The sequence below is a fragment of the Flavobacterium sp. 9R genome (assembly GCF_902506345.1).
GTDB lineage: Bacteria > Bacteroidota > Bacteroidia > Flavobacteriales > Flavobacteriaceae > Flavobacterium.
Genome location: NZ_LR733413.1, coordinates 1,647,681 through 1,667,374, shown reverse-complemented (window position 1 = coordinate 1,667,374; position 19,694 = coordinate 1,647,681). Strand labels below are relative to the sequence as shown.

Annotated in this window: 24 protein-coding genes; 14 read left to right on the top strand and 10 right to left on the bottom strand. The window is 36.4% G+C overall.

Features of this window, described 5'->3' with window-relative positions; genetic code table 11:
* Positions 1–11 precede the first annotated feature (11 nt).
* The 13 genes from FLAVO9AF_RS07360 (at position 12) to moaA (ending at position 9,584) form a co-directional block, all read left to right on the top strand.
* Positions 12–581, top strand: a complete 570-nt coding sequence (locus tag FLAVO9AF_RS07360; protein ID WP_159686473.1) for a 4Fe-4S dicluster domain-containing protein — start codon at positions 12–14, stop codon at positions 579–581.
* A gap of 112 nt (positions 582–693) precedes the next feature.
* Entirely contained in the window at positions 694–1,209 is a 516-nt protein-coding gene (locus FLAVO9AF_RS07355) for a Rieske (2Fe-2S) protein (RefSeq protein ID WP_159686470.1), read from the top strand.
* Positions 1,210–1,273: 64 nt separating this feature from the next.
* A complete protein-coding gene (locus tag FLAVO9AF_RS07350) occupies positions 1,274–1,522 on the top strand; it encodes a DUF6755 family protein (RefSeq protein ID WP_159686467.1) in 249 nt (82 codons plus the stop codon).
* Between the two features lie 76 nt (positions 1,523–1,598).
* Positions 1,599–2,774: a gephyrin-like molybdotransferase Glp gene (gene glp, locus FLAVO9AF_RS07345; protein WP_159686464.1), complete on the top strand. Its 1,176-nt coding sequence runs from the start codon at positions 1,599–1,601 to the stop codon at positions 2,772–2,774.
* 101 nt (positions 2,775–2,875) lie between these two features.
* Positions 2,876–3,181, top strand: a complete 306-nt coding sequence (locus FLAVO9AF_RS07340; protein WP_159686461.1) for a hypothetical protein — start codon at positions 2,876–2,878, stop codon at positions 3,179–3,181.
* Positions 3,182–3,403: 222 nt separating this feature from the next.
* On the top strand, positions 3,404–3,733 hold the full coding sequence (locus tag FLAVO9AF_RS07335; protein ID WP_159686458.1) for a winged helix-turn-helix domain-containing protein: 330 nt from the start codon (positions 3,404–3,406) through the stop codon (positions 3,731–3,733).
* Positions 3,730–4,479 carry a sulfite exporter TauE/SafE family protein gene (locus FLAVO9AF_RS07330; RefSeq protein ID WP_159686455.1) on the top strand — a complete coding sequence of 250 codons (750 nt, stop codon included), beginning with the start codon at positions 3,730–3,732 and terminating at the stop codon, positions 4,477–4,479. Before FLAVO9AF_RS07335 ends, FLAVO9AF_RS07330 begins: the two co-directional genes overlap by 4 nt.
* Positions 4,480–4,492: 13 nt before the next feature.
* Complete coding sequence (locus FLAVO9AF_RS07325; protein WP_159686452.1) at positions 4,493–5,062, top strand: molybdenum cofactor guanylyltransferase; 570 nt, start codon at positions 4,493–4,495, stop codon at positions 5,060–5,062.
* On the top strand, positions 5,059–5,301 hold the full coding sequence (locus FLAVO9AF_RS07320) for a MoaD/ThiS family protein (RefSeq protein ID WP_159686449.1): 243 nt from the start codon (positions 5,059–5,061) through the stop codon (positions 5,299–5,301). Before FLAVO9AF_RS07325 ends, FLAVO9AF_RS07320 begins: the two co-directional genes overlap by 4 nt.
* 459 nt (positions 5,302–5,760) lie before the next feature.
* The gene (locus tag FLAVO9AF_RS07315; RefSeq protein WP_159686446.1) at positions 5,761–6,837 is read left to right on the top strand and encodes a HesA/MoeB/ThiF family protein; all 1,077 of its coding nucleotides are present in this window, start codon (positions 5,761–5,763) and stop codon (positions 6,835–6,837) included.
* Positions 6,838–7,052: 215 nt separating this feature from the next.
* Positions 7,053–7,574, top strand: a complete 522-nt coding sequence (locus FLAVO9AF_RS07310) for a molybdenum cofactor biosynthesis protein MoaE (RefSeq protein ID WP_159686443.1) — start codon at positions 7,053–7,055, stop codon at positions 7,572–7,574.
* Between the two features lie 98 nt (positions 7,575–7,672).
* Positions 7,673–8,587: a bifunctional molybdenum cofactor biosynthesis protein MoaC/MoaB gene (gene moaCB / locus FLAVO9AF_RS07305; RefSeq protein ID WP_159686440.1), complete on the top strand. Its 915-nt coding sequence runs from the start codon at positions 7,673–7,675 to the stop codon at positions 8,585–8,587.
* Entirely contained in the window at positions 8,577–9,584 is a 1,008-nt protein-coding gene (gene moaA / locus FLAVO9AF_RS07300; protein ID WP_159686437.1) for a GTP 3',8-cyclase MoaA, read from the top strand. The genes moaCB and moaA overlap by 11 nt, the downstream gene beginning before the upstream one ends.
* A 266-nt stretch (positions 9,585–9,850) precedes the next feature.
* On the opposite strand, the gene FLAVO9AF_RS07295 is transcribed toward moaA, so the two are convergent.
* From FLAVO9AF_RS07295 to FLAVO9AF_RS07250, 10 genes are all read right to left on the bottom strand, one after another.
* Positions 9,851–10,654: an endonuclease/exonuclease/phosphatase family protein gene (locus tag FLAVO9AF_RS07295; protein WP_159686434.1), complete on the bottom strand. Its 804-nt coding sequence runs from the start codon at positions 10,652–10,654 to the stop codon at positions 9,851–9,853.
* A 92-nt stretch (positions 10,655–10,746) separates the two neighbouring features.
* The gene (locus tag FLAVO9AF_RS07290) at positions 10,747–11,154 is read right to left on the bottom strand and encodes a hypothetical protein (RefSeq protein ID WP_236552294.1); all 408 of its coding nucleotides are present in this window, start codon (positions 11,152–11,154) and stop codon (positions 10,747–10,749) included.
* A 187-nt stretch (positions 11,155–11,341) separates the two neighbouring features.
* A complete protein-coding gene (locus FLAVO9AF_RS07285; protein WP_159686431.1) occupies positions 11,342–12,319 on the bottom strand; it encodes a hypothetical protein in 978 nt (325 codons plus the stop codon).
* A gap of 30 nt (positions 12,320–12,349) precedes the next feature.
* Complete coding sequence (locus FLAVO9AF_RS07280; protein WP_159686428.1) at positions 12,350–13,576, bottom strand: SMP-30/gluconolactonase/LRE family protein; 1,227 nt, start codon at positions 13,574–13,576, stop codon at positions 12,350–12,352.
* 208 nt (positions 13,577–13,784) lie between these two features.
* Positions 13,785–14,147, bottom strand: a complete 363-nt coding sequence (locus FLAVO9AF_RS07275; protein ID WP_159686424.1) for a BRCT domain-containing protein — start codon at positions 14,145–14,147, stop codon at positions 13,785–13,787.
* A gap of 228 nt (positions 14,148–14,375) precedes the next feature.
* Positions 14,376–15,062, bottom strand: coding sequence for a PH domain-containing protein (locus tag FLAVO9AF_RS07270; protein WP_159690941.1), 687 nt, complete (start codon positions 15,060–15,062; stop codon positions 14,376–14,378).
* A gap of 309 nt (positions 15,063–15,371) precedes the next feature.
* The gene (locus FLAVO9AF_RS07265; protein ID WP_159686421.1) at positions 15,372–15,641 is read right to left on the bottom strand and encodes a hypothetical protein; all 270 of its coding nucleotides are present in this window, start codon (positions 15,639–15,641) and stop codon (positions 15,372–15,374) included.
* A 117-nt stretch (positions 15,642–15,758) separates the two neighbouring features.
* On the bottom strand, positions 15,759–16,427 hold the full coding sequence (locus FLAVO9AF_RS07260) for a response regulator (protein ID WP_159686416.1): 669 nt from the start codon (positions 16,425–16,427) through the stop codon (positions 15,759–15,761).
* 7 nt (positions 16,428–16,434) lie between these two features.
* Positions 16,435–18,156, bottom strand: coding sequence for a tetratricopeptide repeat protein (locus tag FLAVO9AF_RS07255; RefSeq protein ID WP_159686412.1), 1,722 nt, complete (start codon positions 18,154–18,156; stop codon positions 16,435–16,437).
* Between the two features lie 45 nt (positions 18,157–18,201).
* Positions 18,202–18,378 (bottom strand): hypothetical protein, encoded by a 177-nt coding sequence (locus FLAVO9AF_RS07250; protein WP_159686409.1) that lies wholly within the window; start codon positions 18,376–18,378, stop codon positions 18,202–18,204.
* Positions 18,379–18,724: 346 nt separating this feature from the next.
* On the opposite strand from FLAVO9AF_RS07250, the gene FLAVO9AF_RS07245 reads away from it, so the two are divergent.
* Positions 18,725–19,579: a hypothetical protein gene (locus tag FLAVO9AF_RS07245; protein WP_236552293.1), complete on the top strand. Its 855-nt coding sequence runs from the start codon at positions 18,725–18,727 to the stop codon at positions 19,577–19,579.
* The last annotated feature ends 115 nt before the right edge of the window (positions 19,580–19,694 follow it).

Genomic DNA, 19,694 nt, shown 5'->3' with positions numbered 1-19,694 from the left:
AAAAAAGAAATATGAATTACACCAGTTTCAATACAAACGAGGAATTTTTTGTAGACATGCAACGATGCATAGGCTGCAAAGCTTGTGAGATGGCTTGTGCCGAATGCGAAACCAATGGGCAAGATTCTATGATTCATGTCAATTATGTAGATAGAGCGTCGACCATTCAAACTACGGTACAGGTTTGTATGCATTGCGATGATCCAGTGTGTGCTAATGTGTGTCCAGCTGATGCTATTTCAAAAGATGAATTTGGTATAGTGCATACTGCCAATACCGAGCGTTGTATTGGTTGTTCTAATTGTGTGATGGCTTGTCCGTTTGGCGTGCCTAAAAAGGAAGAATCCTACGATTTGATGATGAAGTGTACTATGTGTTATGACCGAACAAGTATTGGTAAAAAACCCATGTGTGCAACCGTTTGTCCTAGTGGAGCATTATTTTATGGTACTAAAGCAGAAATTGAAGAAATGCGACCAAATAGTACACCCATTAATACGTTTGTATTTGGAAAAGAAGTGGTCAATACCAAAGTTAATATAATGATGCCTAAAGGAAGTACGGAATTAATCATTTATTAGAAATTCCCAACTCCAAAGGGTAACTTCACAGCACATTGAATACCCATAACTTACAACTCATAACAGAAAACCCTTAACTGATAACAGAAAACCGAAAACAGATAACTGTCTTATGTCAAAAGAAGATAACCTAAATAAAAATTGGAAGAAAGATTTTCCAATTCTCAAGCAACAAGCTAGTAATGTGAGTCGCCGTGATTTTGCCAAATTCCTTACGCTGGTTTCTGGCGGATTGATGGTGGGAAGCGGATTAGTTGCGGCCAAAGCCTATATACTCCCAAAAGAAGAAGTAGCAGGCGAACATTTCGTGTGTAAAAAAGACGAAATTCCTGTAGGAGGTACTCGTGCTTTTGTGATTGAAGGCAGCACCATTCCTTATATTTTAATTCATTTAGAATCGGGGGAATTCAAAGCCTATGAACAAAAGTGTACTCATTTGTCTTGCTCTGTTTTTTATAAGCCCGGTACGGATATTATTTATTGTCCTTGCCATAATGGTTCTTTTGATGCCAAAACAGGAGAAGTATTAGCCGGTCCTCCACCAAGAGCATTGCCAAATCTAGAAGTATTTTTAAAAGGGAATGACATTTTTGTAAAAGCTTCCAGCAGTGAAGCACAGTCGGTTTAAACTGAGAAATAAGTATCAGTAATGCAAATAGAGCATAAACAATAAACTTAAAACAAACGGATAAATGAGCACTTTTAGAACCCGTCAAAATCAAGCGAATCCCAACAAACTGAATAATATTCTCTCTACCTTGATATTTATATTGATATTGAATGTTACGATACAAATTTGGTTGTTGTACGCTTCTTTGAACAATGCTTTAGAAAATAATCGGGAGATTTTGATTCCGGCATTTATTGCCTCATTGATTCTCTTTTTAATTGGTTTTGGATGGTTGTATTATTTGCCTTCAGGAAATAAACAACAACAATAAATGCAATTTATGTTACATTCTGACACAGTAAAATCAATTCAGAATTGTACTTTTGAAAGCATCAAAAACTAATTTTATGATTACCGTTTCAGAAGCGTTTTCAATTTTAAAAAATAATATACCCACCCCTCAGGAAGAAAATAGTGCTTTGCTCGAAGCTAGAAAAAAAACACTTTCACAGTCCATCCTTTCTCCAATCCACATGCCGCCATTTCGACAATCGGCTATGGATGGTTATGCGGTTGGTATACACGATAAGCTGACCTATCAAATTATTGGTGAAATCAAAGCGGGTGATGCCGAATCTTTTATTTTGAAACCCGGTCAAGCTGTTAAGATTTTCACAGGTGCTCCTGTCCCAGATACAGCTCAAGCTATGATTCCGATTGAGAAAGTTACTGTAACACAATCGGTTTTGACAGTACAAAGTGTGCCAAAACTAGAGGATAACATTCGGCCTATAGGAGAACAAATCAAAAAAGGAGAGCTAGCCCTAGAAAAAGGCACTGAGTTGGATGCCGCAGCCATAGGTTTTTTGGCGGCTTTAGGAATAACGACTGTTCCGGTATTTAAAAAGCCAAGTGTTGGAATAGTGGTAACGGGCAACGAATTGCTCACCCCAGGTACACCTTTAACGTATGGGAAAGTCTATGAAAGTAACGGCATAATGCTCGAAGCTGCTTTAATGGATGCTTTTTTTCAGGAGGTTGCGCGTTACACTGTAAAAGATGATTTTGAAAGTACCAAAAACGCCCTTCAAACCTCCATAGAAAAGCACGATGTGATTTTGGTTTCTGGCGGAATATCAGTAGGGGATTATGATTTTGTTGCACAAGCATTGCAAGAGTTAGAAGTAAAGACGTTATTTCACAAAGTCAATCAAAAGCCAGGGAAGCCTCTTTTTGCCGGAAAAGTAAATGAAAAGATGATTTTCGCATTGCCTGGAAATCCAGCCGCTTGTTTGACCTGTTTTTATGTGTATGTGTTACCTACCTTAAAAAGAATTTCTGGACAGATTACGCAATATGAAGCAAGGAATAGCTTGCCATTAGAACATCATCTTTCTGTAAACAACAGCCGAGCTCAATTTTTGAAAGCAAAAATCACGAATGGTAAAGTGGCGATTCTATCGCATCAGGCTTCTTCTATGTTAAATACTTTTTCAACAGCAAATGCTTTAGTATATGTAGTTGATGGGAATTATGATTTGAAAGAAAATGAATTAGTTACGGTATATGGGGTAAAGAATTAGTATTTTATTTGCAAAAAGATAATACTATTTTTATACTTTTATGTAAAATATAATACAACTATTGATTAGTTAGTTTAATAATAACCGAAAAAATAGCCGATATGATTTTAGAATACCAAGGTACGCACAAGGGTGTTCCAACAAAATTTACGATACGAATTGTTGGAAACAATTTATCAAAAAGTAGCTCCAATTATCAATTGGACTTGTATGTAGGGGATAAACAATTGCCTATGTTTACAACCTTTATCCATCAAAGTTTGTCCAATTGTTTAAAAGAAATCTATTTATTTAGAAAGCACAATCAAATGACTTTTGATAGCCATTCTGAAAAGATTCTTTCATTATATGTGCCTTACGATAAAGTACTGTACAATTATCATAAGGGAATGATATTTAGAGCTTAGTATCTAGTTTTAAATGAAAAGCTGTCCAAAAAGGGCAGCTTTTTTTATGCGGATATTGGAGAAAAAATTTCAGTTGCACGAATTAGATATGTAACAGATTCAATGCGATAATCAATTTTTTATAAAATCAAATTCGTTATATTTGTGAAAGTATAACGAATAGTTTTAAATCTAAAGTAAGTACAAATAAATAGTAACCGTTATCAAAATAAATTTTACCGAATGAAAATTAAAAGTAAAATTTGGATTGAATCCGAAGAGGGAGTTTTGATTAGCGAAGGCCGAGTACATTTGCTAAAGCTAATTGATGAAACAGGTTCGCTAAATAAAGCGGCAAAAGCGATGAATTTGTCTTATCAAAAAGCGTGGAAGTTAGTCGATGAATCCAACAAGGCAGCATCAAGCCCTTTGATTACTACTCAAATTGGCGGAAGCAAAGGCGGAGGAACTGTGTTGACGCCTTACGGTAAATCGTTAATCGCTTCTTTTGAAAGCATCAATCGAGCTTGTTGGGAGTATTTAGACGAACAATTAAAAAAACAAAATCTATGACGGTTGCCACACTTTTTGACACGCCTCTTTTGTTGCTTTTATTGCCTATTGTTGCTTTTTTGTATGCAAGTGTGGGACACGGAGGCGCAAGTGGTTATTTAGCCTTGATGAGTCTTTTTTCATTCCCAATGACTTTTATGAAACCTACAGCTTTGGTACTGAATATCTTGGTTTCGGCAGTGTCGTTTTATTTTTATTATAAAGAACGAAAAATGAATTGGTCGTTGTTTTATCCCTTTGCCCTTACTTCGATTCCGTTTTCATTTTTAGGTGGTTTTTTGACCATCGATGCTTTTTATTACAAAATAATTTTGGCCACTGTTTTGGTTTTTGCAGTACTTCGATTGCTGGGTGTCTTTGGTAAAGAAAATACAGAAGTAAGACCCATATCCATTCCGTTGGCGTTGACCATTGGAGCCATCATCGGCTTTTTGTCGGGTTTGTTGGGAATAGGAGGAGGAATTATTTTAAGCCCTGTTTTGTTACTCCTGCGATGGGCTACCATCAAACAAACCGCAGCGGTTTCGGCCTTGTTTATTTTGGTAAATTCTATTTCAGGTTTGATAGGATTTGCGACTAAAGGCGGTACGATGCCAGAAGCTTCCTTACTTTTAATTGCGATTGTCTTTGTAGGAGGAGTAGTGGGGGCTTTTTTTGGAAGTAAAAAAATGAACACCAGTCAATTGAGATATGTGTTGGCTTTGGTTTTGGGAATTGCTATTTTTAAATTATACACAACCGCTTAATTAGAAAATGAATATGGAAAATGCCATCACAGCCTATATTTTAGCAGGAGGAAAAAGTCAACGAATGGCTACAGACAAAGGGTTTTTGGAGTGGAAAGGGCAGTCTTTTGTGGCCAATATTCTCGCTGCTGTAAAAGAAGTAGTGGGGAACAATGTCGTAATTGTCTCTTCGGATGAAAGATACGATGCTTTGGGGGTAACCCGAATTTCGGATATTGTTACCAACAAAGGACCTCTTGGCGGAATCTATACGGCTTTGAAACATACTGCTACCAAACGCAATCTAATTTTGAGTGTAGACGTTCCAATGATTTCCTCCGAATTGCTGCAGTGGTTGGTTAATGCGCATTCCGATGCCTGTCAAATGACGCAAGTGCAAGTTAATGATAAACCAAGTCCATTGGTGGCGGTGTATGATCGATCAGTACGTATTTTGTTACCTGAATTTTTAGCAGGCAACCAACTCAAAGTAAGAAGATTTGTGGAAGAACTCACACACCAAACGATTAATGTCCCTGAACAATGGAGCGCCCAATTGCAAAACATCAACACGCCAGAAGAATATAAAAATTTAAAAGGATGAGAGTTACCCTAAAATATTTTGGCTTGCTGGCAGAAATTACCCATTGCAACGAAGAACAAATGGAGTTGACAGCTGATCTCAATACACTTTTGGGATTGAAAAGGGCAGTAGAACGTCGTTTTCCCGATTTTCAAAAAACGGCTTACAGCATCGCTTTGAATCAAACATTTTGTAATGACGAAGTTGTTTTACAAGAGGCCGATGTCATTGCTTTTTTGCCTCCCTTTGCTGGTGGATGATAAAGCACTTTTTTTGCTATTCACTAATTATTAAAAAAATAAAACATTTAAGTCAATTAAGTTTTTAAATAGTAGCAATTTTATTTGTAAAATGAGTAGTAAAAGTTCATAGGAGTGCGTTGAAAATAGTATTTAAAGTAAATTGTGTATGATTGTTTTTATGAAAGGCTCGAATTCAAAGATTTACTTTTATGGGCTTCATTTTTCTTTAAAACCTAGTCAATAAAAAGGATACTAATATGACATATATGTTTAGAATTAATGTACAACAAGTAGTAAAAGTTCATTGGAGCGCATTGAAAATAATTTTTAAAGCAAAATGTGTCTGATTGTTTTTGTGATTGGTTCGAATTCAAAGATTTACTTTTATGGGCTTCATTTTTCTTTAAAACCTATTCAATAAAAAGGAATACTTATGTGACTTATATGTTTAAAAAGAATTAATTAAAATATTTTAAAATGCCTAACAACACCCGCTATTCCCGACAAATCATTCTCCCAGAAGTGGGAGACCTCGGTCAGCAAAAACTACAAAACGCTCGTGTTTTGGTGATTGGTGCTGGAGGATTGGGCTGTCCGGTTTTGCAGAGCTTAGTAATAGCTGGTGTCGGACATATCGGAATTGCAGATGGCGATGTGGTGGACGAATCCAATTTGCATCGTCAGTCCTTGTATACCCATTCGGATGTGGGAAAACAAAAAGTTGTCGTGGCCAAACAAGTGCTACAGGCACTCAATCCTGAGGTAGAGCTAGTTGTTTTTCCTGAATTTTTAGAGTCTAATAATGCGGCTATGGTCGAGAAGTACCAAATCATTGTAGATTGTACCGATGCCATTGCCGTTAGGTATTTGATAAACGATGTGGCGGTGGCTAAAAGAATTCCAGTAGTATACGCTTCCATTCATAAATTTCAAGGGCAGGTTTCGGTGTTTAACTATCAAAACGGACCTTCCTATCGTTGTTTGTTTCCTGAAAAAGAAGGGGGAATCACCATACCGAGTTGTGAAATGTCGGGAGTGCTGGGAGTAGTTCCACAGACGCTAGGGAGTTTTCAAGCCACCGAAGTACTGAAAATTATTTTAGGAGTTGGAAAAGTGTTATCGGGAAAACTTTTACTATTTGATGCACTTCTTGGGCAAACCCAAATTATGACTTTCGCCAAAAATCAAAAAGCGATAGAGAAGGGTGTCATCAACGGAAATAAGATATTGAATACTAAGGAAAAGCACAACGGTCTAAATGCAATAGCTTTTTTAGAAAAATGCAATTCATCTGAAATAGTAGTTATTGATGTTCGGGAAGTGGAGGAACTTCCGGAGTATAAAGGAACGAATATCATTCAGGTTCCTTTGGGTCAACTAGCAGAGTACAGTAAGAATTTGAATAAAAATCAGGAAATAGTATTGTTTTGCCAAACGGGACAACGCAGTCTTGCAGCGATGCAGTTCCTGAAAAAATCAGGATTTACTAGCGTTTCCCATTTGGAAACAGGCATCGAATCCTTGAAAAACCAAAATAAAAGTATAACCACATAGAATCATAGTGTATGTATAAAGAGTTAAAGACCTAATTAGGAATAGCACTATTTCTCACATAGATAAGCTATGTGAATAGTGAAACGTCTATTTTTTCTTAATTAAAACAACTACAAATTCTATGATTCTATGTGGTAAAGACCTTTACCAATCCAACATAATTAAAATAATAATGGGCAAAACTATGTGTCAATTGTTACCAAAAAAATAAAAATATGAGCAAAAAAGAAAATATAGTTCCTAAAGCTGCTCCCTCCCTTTCGGAGAGGGCTGGGGTGGGGCACAAAAGTTCCTTTATCCAAGGACAAATCACCGCCGAGTTCATTGGGAATTCAATCGCCAAGCACCAAAGCAAAACCAGTATTGGAGCCCATAATATTTTTCTTGGGCAAGTACGTGCCGACGAAATTAACGGGAAGAAAGTAACCGCCATTGACTATTCGGCTTATGAAGAAATGGCTGAAGCTTCCTTTCATACCATACGCGAATCAGCTTTTGAAAGATATGAGTTGACCTGTATGCATATCTACCATAGTTTGGGTAAAGTGAATGCGGGCGAAATTTGCCTTTTTGTCTTTGTTTCGGCCCCGAGACGCAAAGTAGTTTTTGAAGCTTTGGAGTATTTGGTGGAGAAAATCAAAGAAAAAGCCCCCGTTTTCGGAAAAGAAATTTTTGGAGACGAAACTTATGTGTGGAAAGAGAATAGCCCTCTAGCCCCCAAAGGGGGAACAACATAGCTTGTTTTAATTTTTGGTTGAAATGCTAAAACTCTAAATCCCAATTCCCAAATCCCAATTCCCAATTCCTAAATTCCAATTCCTAAATCCTAAATCCAATGGTAGACATCACCCATAAAATAATCACCCAACGTACGGCAACCGCTCAAGCGATAGTAAAAGTAGGGACTCCTGCCACGATGCAAGCGATTGTAAACAAAACTGTACCCAAAGGCGACGTTTTGGAAGTGGCTCGAACTGCTGGTTTGTTCGCGGTAAAAAATACGTCGAATGCCATTCCAGATTGTCATCCTATTCCGATTGAATACACTGGAATTGAATACGAATTACTCGAAGACGCTGTAGTAATTAACGTAACCGTAAAAGCCATTTACCGAACAGGTGTTGAGGTTGAAGCCATGCATGGTGCCTCAATTGTAGCGTTGACCATGTATGACATGCTCAAACCTATCGACAAACAAGTCGAAATTTCAACCATCAAACTCTTGCACAAAAAAGGCGGTAAATCCGATTTTGGAACCAAAGAGAGGCGGGATTTGTCTGTAGCGGTAATTGTGTGTTCGGATAGTGTTTCGGCTGGCAAAAAAGAAGATCGTGCTGGGCAGGTCATTACTGAGAAAGTCACGAATCTTGGCTTAAAAGTGTCTCATTATGTCATCATTCCAGATGAAATCAAAGCCATTCAAACTACAATCAACCAACTCTGTGAAGCCCAAAAAGAGTTGATTATTTTAACGGGTGGCACAGGTTTGTCCAATCGAGACGTTACACCAGAAGCAGTGATTCCGTTGCTAGATCGTCGTATTCCTGGCATCGAAGAAGCGATTCGTTCGTACGGACAACAGCGCACGCCTTATGCTATGTTATCTAGAAGTGTGGTGGGTTTCAAAGGCAATACGTTAATTATGGCTTTGCCAGGATCTACGGCAGGAGCTAGCGAATCTATCGATGCTGTTTTTCCATCGGTCTTACATTTGTTCCAACTTCTAAATGGCTTCAATCATGGTCAATAATTCCCTTTTGTTGCAGGACACGCATCTTCGTACGCATTCTTATTTGCGCATTTCGATTACAGAAAAGTGCAATTTGAGATGCACGTATTGCATGCCTGCCGAAGGAATTGCATTAACGCCCAGACCGCACTTAATGACCGAAGAGGAGATTGTTACCATTGCGCAAACCTTTGTGGATTTGGGCGTGACCAAAATCCGACTCACAGGCGGTGAGCCTTTAGTGCGTAAAGAAGCCCATTCCATTATCGATCGATTGGGAAAATTGGGTGTGCAACTTACTTTGACAACTAACGGACTTTTGGTACACGATTTTATTCCAACGTTTAAAAAAGCTGGAATAAAAGCCTTGAATGTAAGTATTGATAGTTTGCAAAAGGAAAAATACAAAACCATTACTCGTAGGGATGCTTTCAATCAGTTATGGAACAACATTGAATTGTTGCAGCAAAATGATTTTCAAGTCAAATTGAATGTGGTGGTGATTAAAGGCTTTAATGACAATGAAATTTTGGATTTTATTGCATTGACCAAAAATCAAAAGCTTCAAATTCGTTTTATTGAGTTCATGCCTTTCGATGGCAACCAGTGGAATAAAGAAAAACTCGTTTCTTATGCCGAAATTATTGAACAAGTCCATTCGGTCTATTCGGAAACCCAATTGCTCCGAATGCAAGACCAGCCTAACGATACCTCTAAGAATTATAAAATAGATGGGTTTAAAGGTAGTTTTTCGATCATCAGTTCGGTTACGAATCCATTTTGCAGCACCTGCAATCGCATTCGTCTTACCGCCGACGGAAAACTAAAAAATTGTTTGTTTTCCAATTCAGAAACAGCCTTGTTGCCCACCTTGAGAGCGGGAAATTCCATCGAATCGCTTATTTATGAAAACATCCAATCCAAACACGCGATGCGCGGCGGTATGGACAATGATGCTAAGTTTCACAATCCCGATTTATTCTCTCAGAATAGAAGCATGATTAAGATTGGTGGGTGAGAGGATTTGAGATGCATTCCATAAAAATTAAGTTCTCCTGACTTTTACCCAGTTCCTCAAAGTGTCCTAATTGATAGATAAATGTGTTGTTTATGCTGCGCAAAGTGTCCTCACTTTGCGCCCTTTTAAATCGTCTAATATTCCGTAAAAGTGTCAAAAGTCTCCTGACTTTTTAATCCTAACACATCAGATTTAGAATTTTAGTTTTGGAATTTCATCCGAATGTTTGGAATTTGAAATTTTATTTTTTGGAATTTCCTTCCCCTTTATTTCAATTCAAATGTCATCCAAATAGGAACGTGATCCGAAATTTTTCGGGCATCTTTCAAGCTGGGAAAAGCAGTGTAGAAAGGAAGAATCCCTGATTCATAGACCTTGGTTTTGTTAGAGAGATAAAAGAAGTTATCGAATTCAGAGGCCAAACAAGCATTGTGCTGACAAGCTTTTTTCAAGGAAGTTTTCTGTCCTTTCAAAGCGGAGTCATAGCCCATTTTTTTCAAAGGAGTAAAAACAGAATGGGATTGCGGACAGTTGAAATCACCCAAAAACAAGAGATTCAATTGTGGGTATTGAGCAGGTAAATACTTAAAATATTTGATTTCTCTTTCGGGTTGTTTGCTTTTGGTAATGGCGTGAAAGTTCACGAGCGTAACTTCTTTTTGGTTAATTTCAAAAGTGGCCAAATACGGTTCGCGGTCTATTTCGAGTTGGAATTTCGACTCCAACCACGGTCTTCCTTTCAGGCGTGCCCGACTCGTTTTCCATAAATAGGCATAGCGCTCCGTTTTGTAAGCACTGCTGCTAGTGGGATCGCTAATGGCATAGTCCCATTTACTCCCTTTGCGGTTGAGTTCGGCGGCGAGCTGGGCTATGGTTTGTGCACCTCCATCACCAGCCACCACTTCTTGTAGGGCTACGATATCATAGTCCTTTATTGTATTGGCAATAAACTCCAGTTCAAGATTCGATTTAGAACGGCCTAAGTTTTCGATATTCCAAGACAAAAGCCGCGTTTGAGCATAAAAGGAAGTACATAAAAGTATAAGAAACAGGCTGTAGGTCTTGTTCATGAATGGGGAAATTTGGGTCCCAAAGATAAAGATTGTAAAAGAAACATCAGACTTCCCAGCCAGAGAGCAAGACCTAAATTCTTTACTAATCACTAATGGACTCTCAACTCATAATAGCGGCCTCGTTGGTCTTTCCCTTTGAGCACGCCATAATCGATCCATTCTACTTCTACGGTAAGCGTATCTTGGTTGTTGTCGATGAGAATTCCAGCGCCATATTTTCCTTTGATGTTGATCAAGCCGTTGATGGAGTCTTTGGCCTCATTCAGCCCATATACTTGGTATTGGTACTCATAATTTCCAGAGGTACCTGTGCGGTATTCGTAGTCATATACCGTGTCCCGATGGTATGTTTTTGCTTCCTGTGGCGTAAGCGTTTTGACATCCTCTGGAGTGATTTTCTCTTCATACAACGATTGGACTTTAGGCTGGCTGGGTTCTTTTTGGCAGGACAGCATACACCCAAGGAAAAGCAACAAAAGAAGGAATGGTCGGTTCATATCTTTTTATTTCAAAAGTAGAAGCCTTGTCTTTTAGTTCCTTACGGGAAACCGTAAAGAGAATAAAAAAAAACACCATTTAGAAGGTGTTTGAGTGGAAGGATTTTAAAATTTGATCTACTTTAAAAACAAAATAAACTTAATACACAATTCGTTTTTTAACTTGTGTAATGCGTTCGTTACTTTTTTAGAAATGATATATTTTTCTATTCATACCTAATTCAGTATGTATAAAATGTTTTAATCTGAAAAAATCTGGTCCACCTTTATACTCCATAAAACTTTTTGTGTAATTTGGAATAATTGACTCGATTAATTCCAAATGTTCTAATTTCTGGCTTTTTCTATATGGATTTCTAAAGCCTACTATAAATGATTTTTCAAACAGCCAAGACTCCTTGTTTAATTTAGTTTCGTCTATTTCTGAATTATGTTTATAAAACAAATTACTTAAAAAAATAATATCTACTAAATCAAATTCACTATGCTGAATTAATGGATTTTCAGAGAAAAAACCTCTATCTCGTGAAAATAAATAATGATATTGATTTTGAATGTCATCTGAATTATTACAGCCAATAATTAACACATTGCAAAAATCATTATTATTTTCTCTTGGTAATTTCGATTGAGTTGATGTTAAATGAGATTTTAAACTATTGTCATATCTTTTTTCGCACTTAAGATTTGGTAAAAATGGTTTAAGTAAATTATATCCTTTATTATAATTATCTAAATTACCCATACCTATTGCTCGAAGGTAGAATTCGTCATTACTTTTCAAATCATCATTAATATATTTACTTGCTTTTACCTCTATATTAAATGTCAAGTTATTTATTTTAAACTGACACTCAACATCAGTATTATTTCCTGCAATTAAATTTGGTTCATATTTGAAATTTTCAGGATAATTATTAGCAAAATATCTAACCACAGTCAACTCAACTGCAGATTGAATATACTGATTCAATTGGTCAGTTGAAATATTATTCTGATTTAAGAATAATTTATCTTGAAGGTTTTTTAATTTTTTATTAGTGTTTAGAAATACTGAAAAGTCTTTTATCACCTTTTGAAATTCTGAGCCATATTCATTATCCCACATTTTATTCAATAGGTGATTTTCAGATTTTGGTTTAAAATTTTCTAGATTAATACTCATACAGTTTTCTGTTAAATTTTGTTATGTAAATCATTGTTTCACTATCTTTTTAGAAACGATTCCTTTGTCTGTTGTAATTTGCATAAGATATATACCATTGACAAGATTACTTATGTTTATTACCGTTTTTTTATCAAGAATATTTACAGATTTGTGTTTTCTGCCGTTCATATCTAAAATAATAACTTTGGAAGCTGTAATATCGTCTAACTCAATATTGATTAAATTTGAAGCAGGGTTTGGATATAACAAAACTTGATTTTCCAATTGAAAATTTGGTATAGATAAAGCATTAGTGATTTTTCGGATGCGATTATTACCTGTATCTGCTACAAAAATAGTTCCATCAGAAGCAATAGTTACACCACTTGGGTTAGAAAAGCGTGCTTCAGTTCCAGTACCGTCAGCAAAACCTTGAGTGCCTCCTGCCAAGGTGGTCACTACTCCGTCAGCCGATATTTTTTGGATGCGATTATTCCCTGAATCTGCTACATAAACATTCCCAGCAGTATCGACAGCCACCCCATTAGGAGAGCTAAATTGTGCTGCAGTTCCTGTGTCGCCTCCAGACAAGGTTGTTACCACTCCGTCAGCCGTTATTTTCCTGATGCGACCGTTACTTGTATCCGCTACAAAAATATTTCCAGAAGCATCCACAGCCAAACCATTAGGATTATTGAACTTTGCTGCAGTTCCGGTACCATCAGAAGTGCCAAAAGAGCCTCCTGCCAGGATGGTAACCTCTCTAGTAGTCGTTATTTTCAGGATACGATTGTTGTTTCTGTCCGCTACATAAACATTCCCAGCTGCATCTACAGCCACACCATAGGGAATATCAAGATGTATTGTTTGTCCTGAAGTGCTGTTGGACAGTAAGACGGTTATCACTCCGTTAGGTGTTATTTTACTTATGTGTTTATAATATAAATCCGTTGCATAAACATTCCCAGCTGCATCTACAGCCACAGCATAAGGATAAAAAAAACGTGGTGCCGCTTCTGTCCACGTGGTTACTACTCCGTTAGCCGTTATTTTGCGGATACGGCTATTCCTTGTGTCTGCTACGAAGACATTTCCAGCAGCATCTACAGCCACTCCATTAGGCACATAAAATTTTGCTGAGGTTCCGGTACCGTCAGTAAGACCTTCGGTACTTCCAGCAAAAGTGGTTACGGTTTGAGCGCTGGTAGTAAGGAGATAAAAGTATGAGAAAAAAAGAAAGATTGTTTTTAGGTTGTTGTGTATAATTTGATTCATAGTAACTTGTGTTTTTTTATTTCGATACTTTTTTGATTTTGGTTTATTCAAGTTCTGCGGTATAATGATGTCCAATGTCACCGCGCAACAATCAGCTTAATATTAAATTAAGTCTATTCTTCTGCTTAGCCAAATTATTATAATTATTTAATCAACTTTTCTTTAATTCAAATGCCCAAATCCCTTAGAGTAGTTGTTGCGTTAAGCATTATCTTGGTATTTCTCCAGTTTCTATTAAATTGCGAAACTCTTCTGCATTTAATAAAATAACATTTTGTTCTTGTGCTTTTTTCATTTTGGATGGTCCAGCATTTTCACCAAAACACAAAAAATTTAAATTAATTGTTATGCTTTTCGCAATACGAAAATTATTATGTTCTGCAATTTTTGTAAGTTCACTTTTATCTTTTGGTGAAAATCCAGTAAAACAAATTTCTATTTTTGGCTCTGCTTTAGGCTTTAATGAGTAAACTATGTCCCAGCCTTGTCTTTCAGTTAAATTGTTTAAGTCTAATTCTGATAAATTAGTATTTGAGCGTAATATTTTTGTGAGTTTTTCTGATAATGCCATTTTAATAGTGTTTTTGAAAAAATACTTCAATTGTTTCATTTCGTGCAATGTTTTTGATTTAGCAATGACCTGAAGGGTTGTATTCTTTCCAATAAAGAACATCTTCAATTTCAAAATTGTAATCAGATAGCATTTCAAACACTGCGATATTATTATCTTCAGTTGCAACAGTAACTTCTCCTTTTTGATAATTTATTTTTTTACAATTGCTTTCATTATTAAATACTTTTAGAGTTTTTCAAGTAGTTTTTTCTTTTGTTCAAAAAACTCATCTTCTGTTAAGATTCCACTTTCTTTAAGTTTTGCAAGTTTTTCAAGTTGGTCTAATATGCTAGGTTCTGAAATAATTGTACTGGTTATTACCTCTTTTGGTTGAGAGAGTTTGTCTCTTACAAATTCTGAAAAACTTTTGGCGGATGATTTTTCTACGTTATCAATTTTTGCAACATTTCCGGTAGTGAATATTTTAATACTTCCCAAAAGCAAACCTGTTTCATATTGAATAGATGATATTTTATCTAATGGGAAATCTTCAACTTTTAAACCAAAAATTATCCCTTTGTCAACAAAAATTAATCGTCTATTCGTGGAAACTAAAATACCTTGTCCATTGTTATATGTACCTTGAGCGATATTATCAATTTTTTCTGTCGATGCTAAAATGTTTGGTAATTCATTTATTTCTCTTCTTCCTAAATAAACTGAGCTGTTGTGTAAATTTATCGCTTTTATTTGCTTCTTAATTTCTTCAAGGCTTGAATTTTTTTCTTGAAGTAAATCATTAATTTCACTCAAAGTATGTTTTTTTAATCTATTAGCTGTTATTGGATTAATTTTAATTATTTTTTTGAAGCACGGTATACAAACTGTACCACCATCACTTAACTTACCAGCTGAAAATCCTGGTGTATTCATAAAATTTAATTCTTTTGAACAAAGAGAACAATTAGCCATTTTTTTTATTTTTATTATGTGTTAGATTCTTGAGTCATCTATATATTTAACGCTAAGTATTTATTAGTTGATATTTACCTAAGTATATCAGCCAAAAAGGATAATTTGGTGATAGGTTATATTTTTCATAATGTATAAAATGTAATTTAACTGTCATACTTGTTATGATATATCATATTGTTTACAGTCTATTTAATTTCGATTTATCAAACCTACCGCTATCAAAATTCAATTCCTTACGGTTTTCCTCATTTACTAATAAAAAATGATTTACAGTACAGGTAAAGCTGCTTTTCCTTTTCCTCTTCTGTGAGAACTATTGCTTTTAAGTAGAAAGGTGTTGGTGGTTTGGAACGCTTTGCTTACTGGCAATTGGGTATAGGAGCGGAAACCATACTGTATTTTTGATAGGGGAGTGGGTATACTATCTACATCCATTTGGATTGCGTAAGCTTGAGCAATTTTTCCTTTAGCACTAACCATAGAAAAGGAAAACAGCAAGCTACAAACTAACGTTGTAATACGGTAAGAAGGCGACATAGGGATTATTTTTGAACGAAATCAAAAGTAATGAGCTAGGCAACCACTTCCTTACGGGAAACCGTAAAGGGATGTTTTTTAACTACCGTAATTATTGAAGGAAGAGGATCTTTCTTTTTAAATCAGACCTAAATCTTTGGTAATCGATACCAAATGGGTTGTATTAAGCGCCTTGAAGTAGATTTTGAGTTTGCTGATGCGTTTTTCGATGGTGCTTTTGCTGTTTGGGGTAATGCCCGCTTGTTTAAAAACGGATTCCATCGCTTCCTGAGAAACGCCTTTCGAGAGATACTCCAGCAGTTGGATGTCATAATCATCAATTTCGTTGACCAATTTATCCTGAAAAATATACTGCAAATCTGCTGGTAAGTAGGGCGCGTCTTGACTTGCCACGGCTTCTACGGCTTTGCGTAGCTCTAGCATCGTGTTACGTCCTTTCATAACAAAACCATTGATGCCCAATTGGTCAAACAACGATTTGATGCGATAGGATTTGTCTTCAATAGAAAAAGCAATGATTTTGATTTCGGGAAACAGTCCCTTTACGGCTTCGATTAAGGCTTCACCCGAGGTGAGTTGGTTCTCACGATGGTCGGCTTTGAAAGACAAATCGGTAATCAATAAATCATAAGGCGAGTGGTCCAGATAGCCTCTTTTGAGTTTGAGCAAGGCATCATCACAGTATTTGGCAAAGTCTATTTGAGGCACAGCCAAAGCTTCTAGAACACTCACTGCTGCTACATCATTGAAATCAATATCATCTACTATCAACACTTTTTGAAACATAATTGGTTTATTTAGGAAACGTTAGTTTGATTTTAAGCCCTTTAGAGCTTGAAGTGTCAAAAATAATACTTCCTCCAATAGCTTGAATACGGTTTTCCACATTATGCAGTCCATTTTTTGAGGGAATGGGATGGGGCATACCGATGCCATTGTCTGAATAATGAATGAGACACTCTTTACCATTCCTTTCAAATTGTAAGACAGCAAAGGATCCTTGACTGTGTTTCTTCATATTCACCATCAGCTCTTGTAAGATACGATACAACGCAATTTTCTTCTCTTTAGCTATTTTATCCCAGGGAATACTGTTTACATCTTTTACAATGACTTGTACTCGAGAAGACGAAAAGCCAGAAAGCATTTCTTTTAGTGCTATTTCGTAGGAATCTCCCGTGACTATGGCACTGTTTTCTCGGGATATATTGCGTGTTCGAGTGTAAATTTTATCCAAATTGTCCAATAGCGTTTCTTTCTGCACAGGGTTGTGCAAGTCTTGAGTTTCGGCAAAAGCAATGGTTTGATAGACATCATTGGCCAGTTCGTCGTGTAGTTTTTTGGCAATGCGAGTTTCGCTTTCATATATAGCGGCTTGCTTTTCTTTTTTGCTTTTATTTTTCAGATAGAAATACAATAGGAACACCGAGATTAGCCCTAGCAACAGTAAAAAAAACAGTAAATAATTGTTGAATCGTTGTTGGGCTAAGGCCAAGTCATTTTCTGCTTTTGCCGCTTTTAATTGTAAATTCTCATTGCGCTCTTGAGTCGCATCGTATTTGATTTTGGCAAACTGATTCTTCGCGATTTGCTTGACTTTGCTAACACTATCGTTGAGTTGCAGGTAGCGTTTAGTGTAGTTAGGAAGTTGTGAAGGCGTACTTACTTCCATCAAGAGGGCTAGGGCCAACAAACGATCTTCAGTACTCTGGATGGCAGTAGCTTTGGTATAGGATTGTTGAGCATAGCTAAAGGCCAATTGGGGTTGACTCTTTTGATAGTATTTTGCCAAATTACTGTAACTGGTAATCAAGCCATAATCAAATTGCAATTGTTGGTGAATGGCTAACGCTTTCTTTAAATAAGCACCACTTCTGGAATCTTGGATTTTAAAATAACAAAAGCCCAAATTGTCCAAAACTCTGGCTTGATGCTCCAAATTATTCTGTACGATAGGAGATTGAGAGAGCGCCGTCAATAGTTGAATGGCTTGCTTGTAGTGCTTTTGATCCATATACACCACAGCGATGTTGTTTTGAATGACTGCTTTTTGTAGGGGTGTATCGGCTAAGGCACTTGCTTTTTGATAGTACCGAATGGCATTCGCGTAATCAAAAAGATGTTGGTAATTAATGCCGAGGGTATTATAAATGGCCACTTTGTATTGGGCTTCGGTGTTTTTTTGAAAAAAGGGTAGGGCTTCGGTAGCGGTAGACTCACTACCCACATAATCGCCTTGCGTTTGTTGAATGGCTGCCATTTTGAGCAAGGCATAAACAATTTTATCCCCTTCGGTTTGGGTATTACTTTGCGTTCGAATTTCATTGTAGTAATAGTAAGCGCTGTCGTAAACGCCTTTTGCATAAAAATCTTCTGCGGGGCTAATGTATTTATGATAAGCTGTTTCAGGAGTTGCTTTGTTTGTGGAAGGCTCATTTCTAGTACATGAAAAGAGAAAAGTGCCCAACAACAGTAGGGATATAAAAAACGGGAAATGTACTCTTTGAAGTATCATTTCCCGAAAATATCAAATTAATTCCATTTAATGGAGGATCATCTTTTATTTTTTTGGAGGAGTTGTTGGGGTTTGACCCGTTGAATTCCCACCTGTATCGCCATCATCAGCAAGGACAGTAGTGGTGGCAGAAGGCGAACTTGGTTCTATTTCATCATTAGTACAAGAAACAAACGCCATAGCGGACAATAAAAAACACGAAAGGATTACTATTCTTTTCATTAGATTTGATTTAAAAATTAGACATAGGAAGGGCGGTCCGATTATGAAATCGAAGCTTGTTGGATAAGGAGTGTTTCCTTAAAAACCCTTTGGATTGATACTACTGGGAAGTGAAGTGTGCTAAAACAGTTGATCCAGAATTTATACTTCCCGGATAAATCGAACCCGCTGTTTAGCCACACTTTTTTTTGAACTAGTTTTGTACATTTGTTCGTATCGCGAAATAGAACAAGAACTAATTCTGTAGCAAAGGAATGGCGTTTGTGTTGAATGATTTCAATGGAATTCCAGTAATTCCAGTAATTCCAATAGTTTCCATTAAATGTTAATTAATTCCAGTAATGAGATGAGTAAAATTATTTTCGATGTTTACAAGAGAACTATTAGAGCTCAATATGAAAAGAAGAAAATGGAAGATATCACTGGGATTCTTATGAATCCAAGTCCTGCACAACTTCGTAATTTGTGTCTGATTCTTTTTGACCAGTCCCTTTCCAATAATGATGAGATAACAATGAAAAATTTTTTCTATGTAAAAGAAAAAGAGGGTTTGAGAAAGGCTATTGAGAAATGTGAAATAAGTAGATTTAGACCTATACGATCTTTTTTGTTGGGTGAACAAAATTCAGATGATATTACGAGAATTGATATGGCAGCCATTCTCGTAGATTTTAATCCAAGACCTTTTAGTAATTTTTTCGCAAATAAAAAGAAAGAGTTAAAAATAGAGGAGGAGCCTTTACAAGACATGAAAGGCAAAAAAGAAGAGGCAGTACTTTCTTTAGTTTCTGAAGAGGGTAATAAGATAAAAGGTTATCAAAATAAATCAATACTCAACCGTCATAAAAAGGTATTGACTAAAGTTGCTCTGTTGTGCAGTGTAGGAATAGGGGTGGTCACATTACTCCCAAAAAAAGAATGCATGCAGTGGAATACTAATCATTATGAAGTAGTGGATTGCTCCACAGAAAGTAGTGGTTTTTTAGACCCACGAATACCAATAAACAAAGACAGATTAGGTCTAAAAAAATTGGATCCAAAGACCATAAAAACCTATTTTGAAAATGGCCAACCTAGTGTTTGGTATGCTAAAATTGACGATAAGATTGAACTTTTCAATCAGCCAGGTTTGCATCCCACTACTGGTAAGACTTTAAAACCCATAACTCAATATATTATTAATAAATACCTTATGGAGTAGTACTTTTTTTTGATTTCACTTTTTAGTTTGGGCTATTCCATTGCTTTATCGAATGATGCAGTACTTTAGATAAATTCATTTGATTTATAAAAGGATTCTTATATTTTTGCAGCCT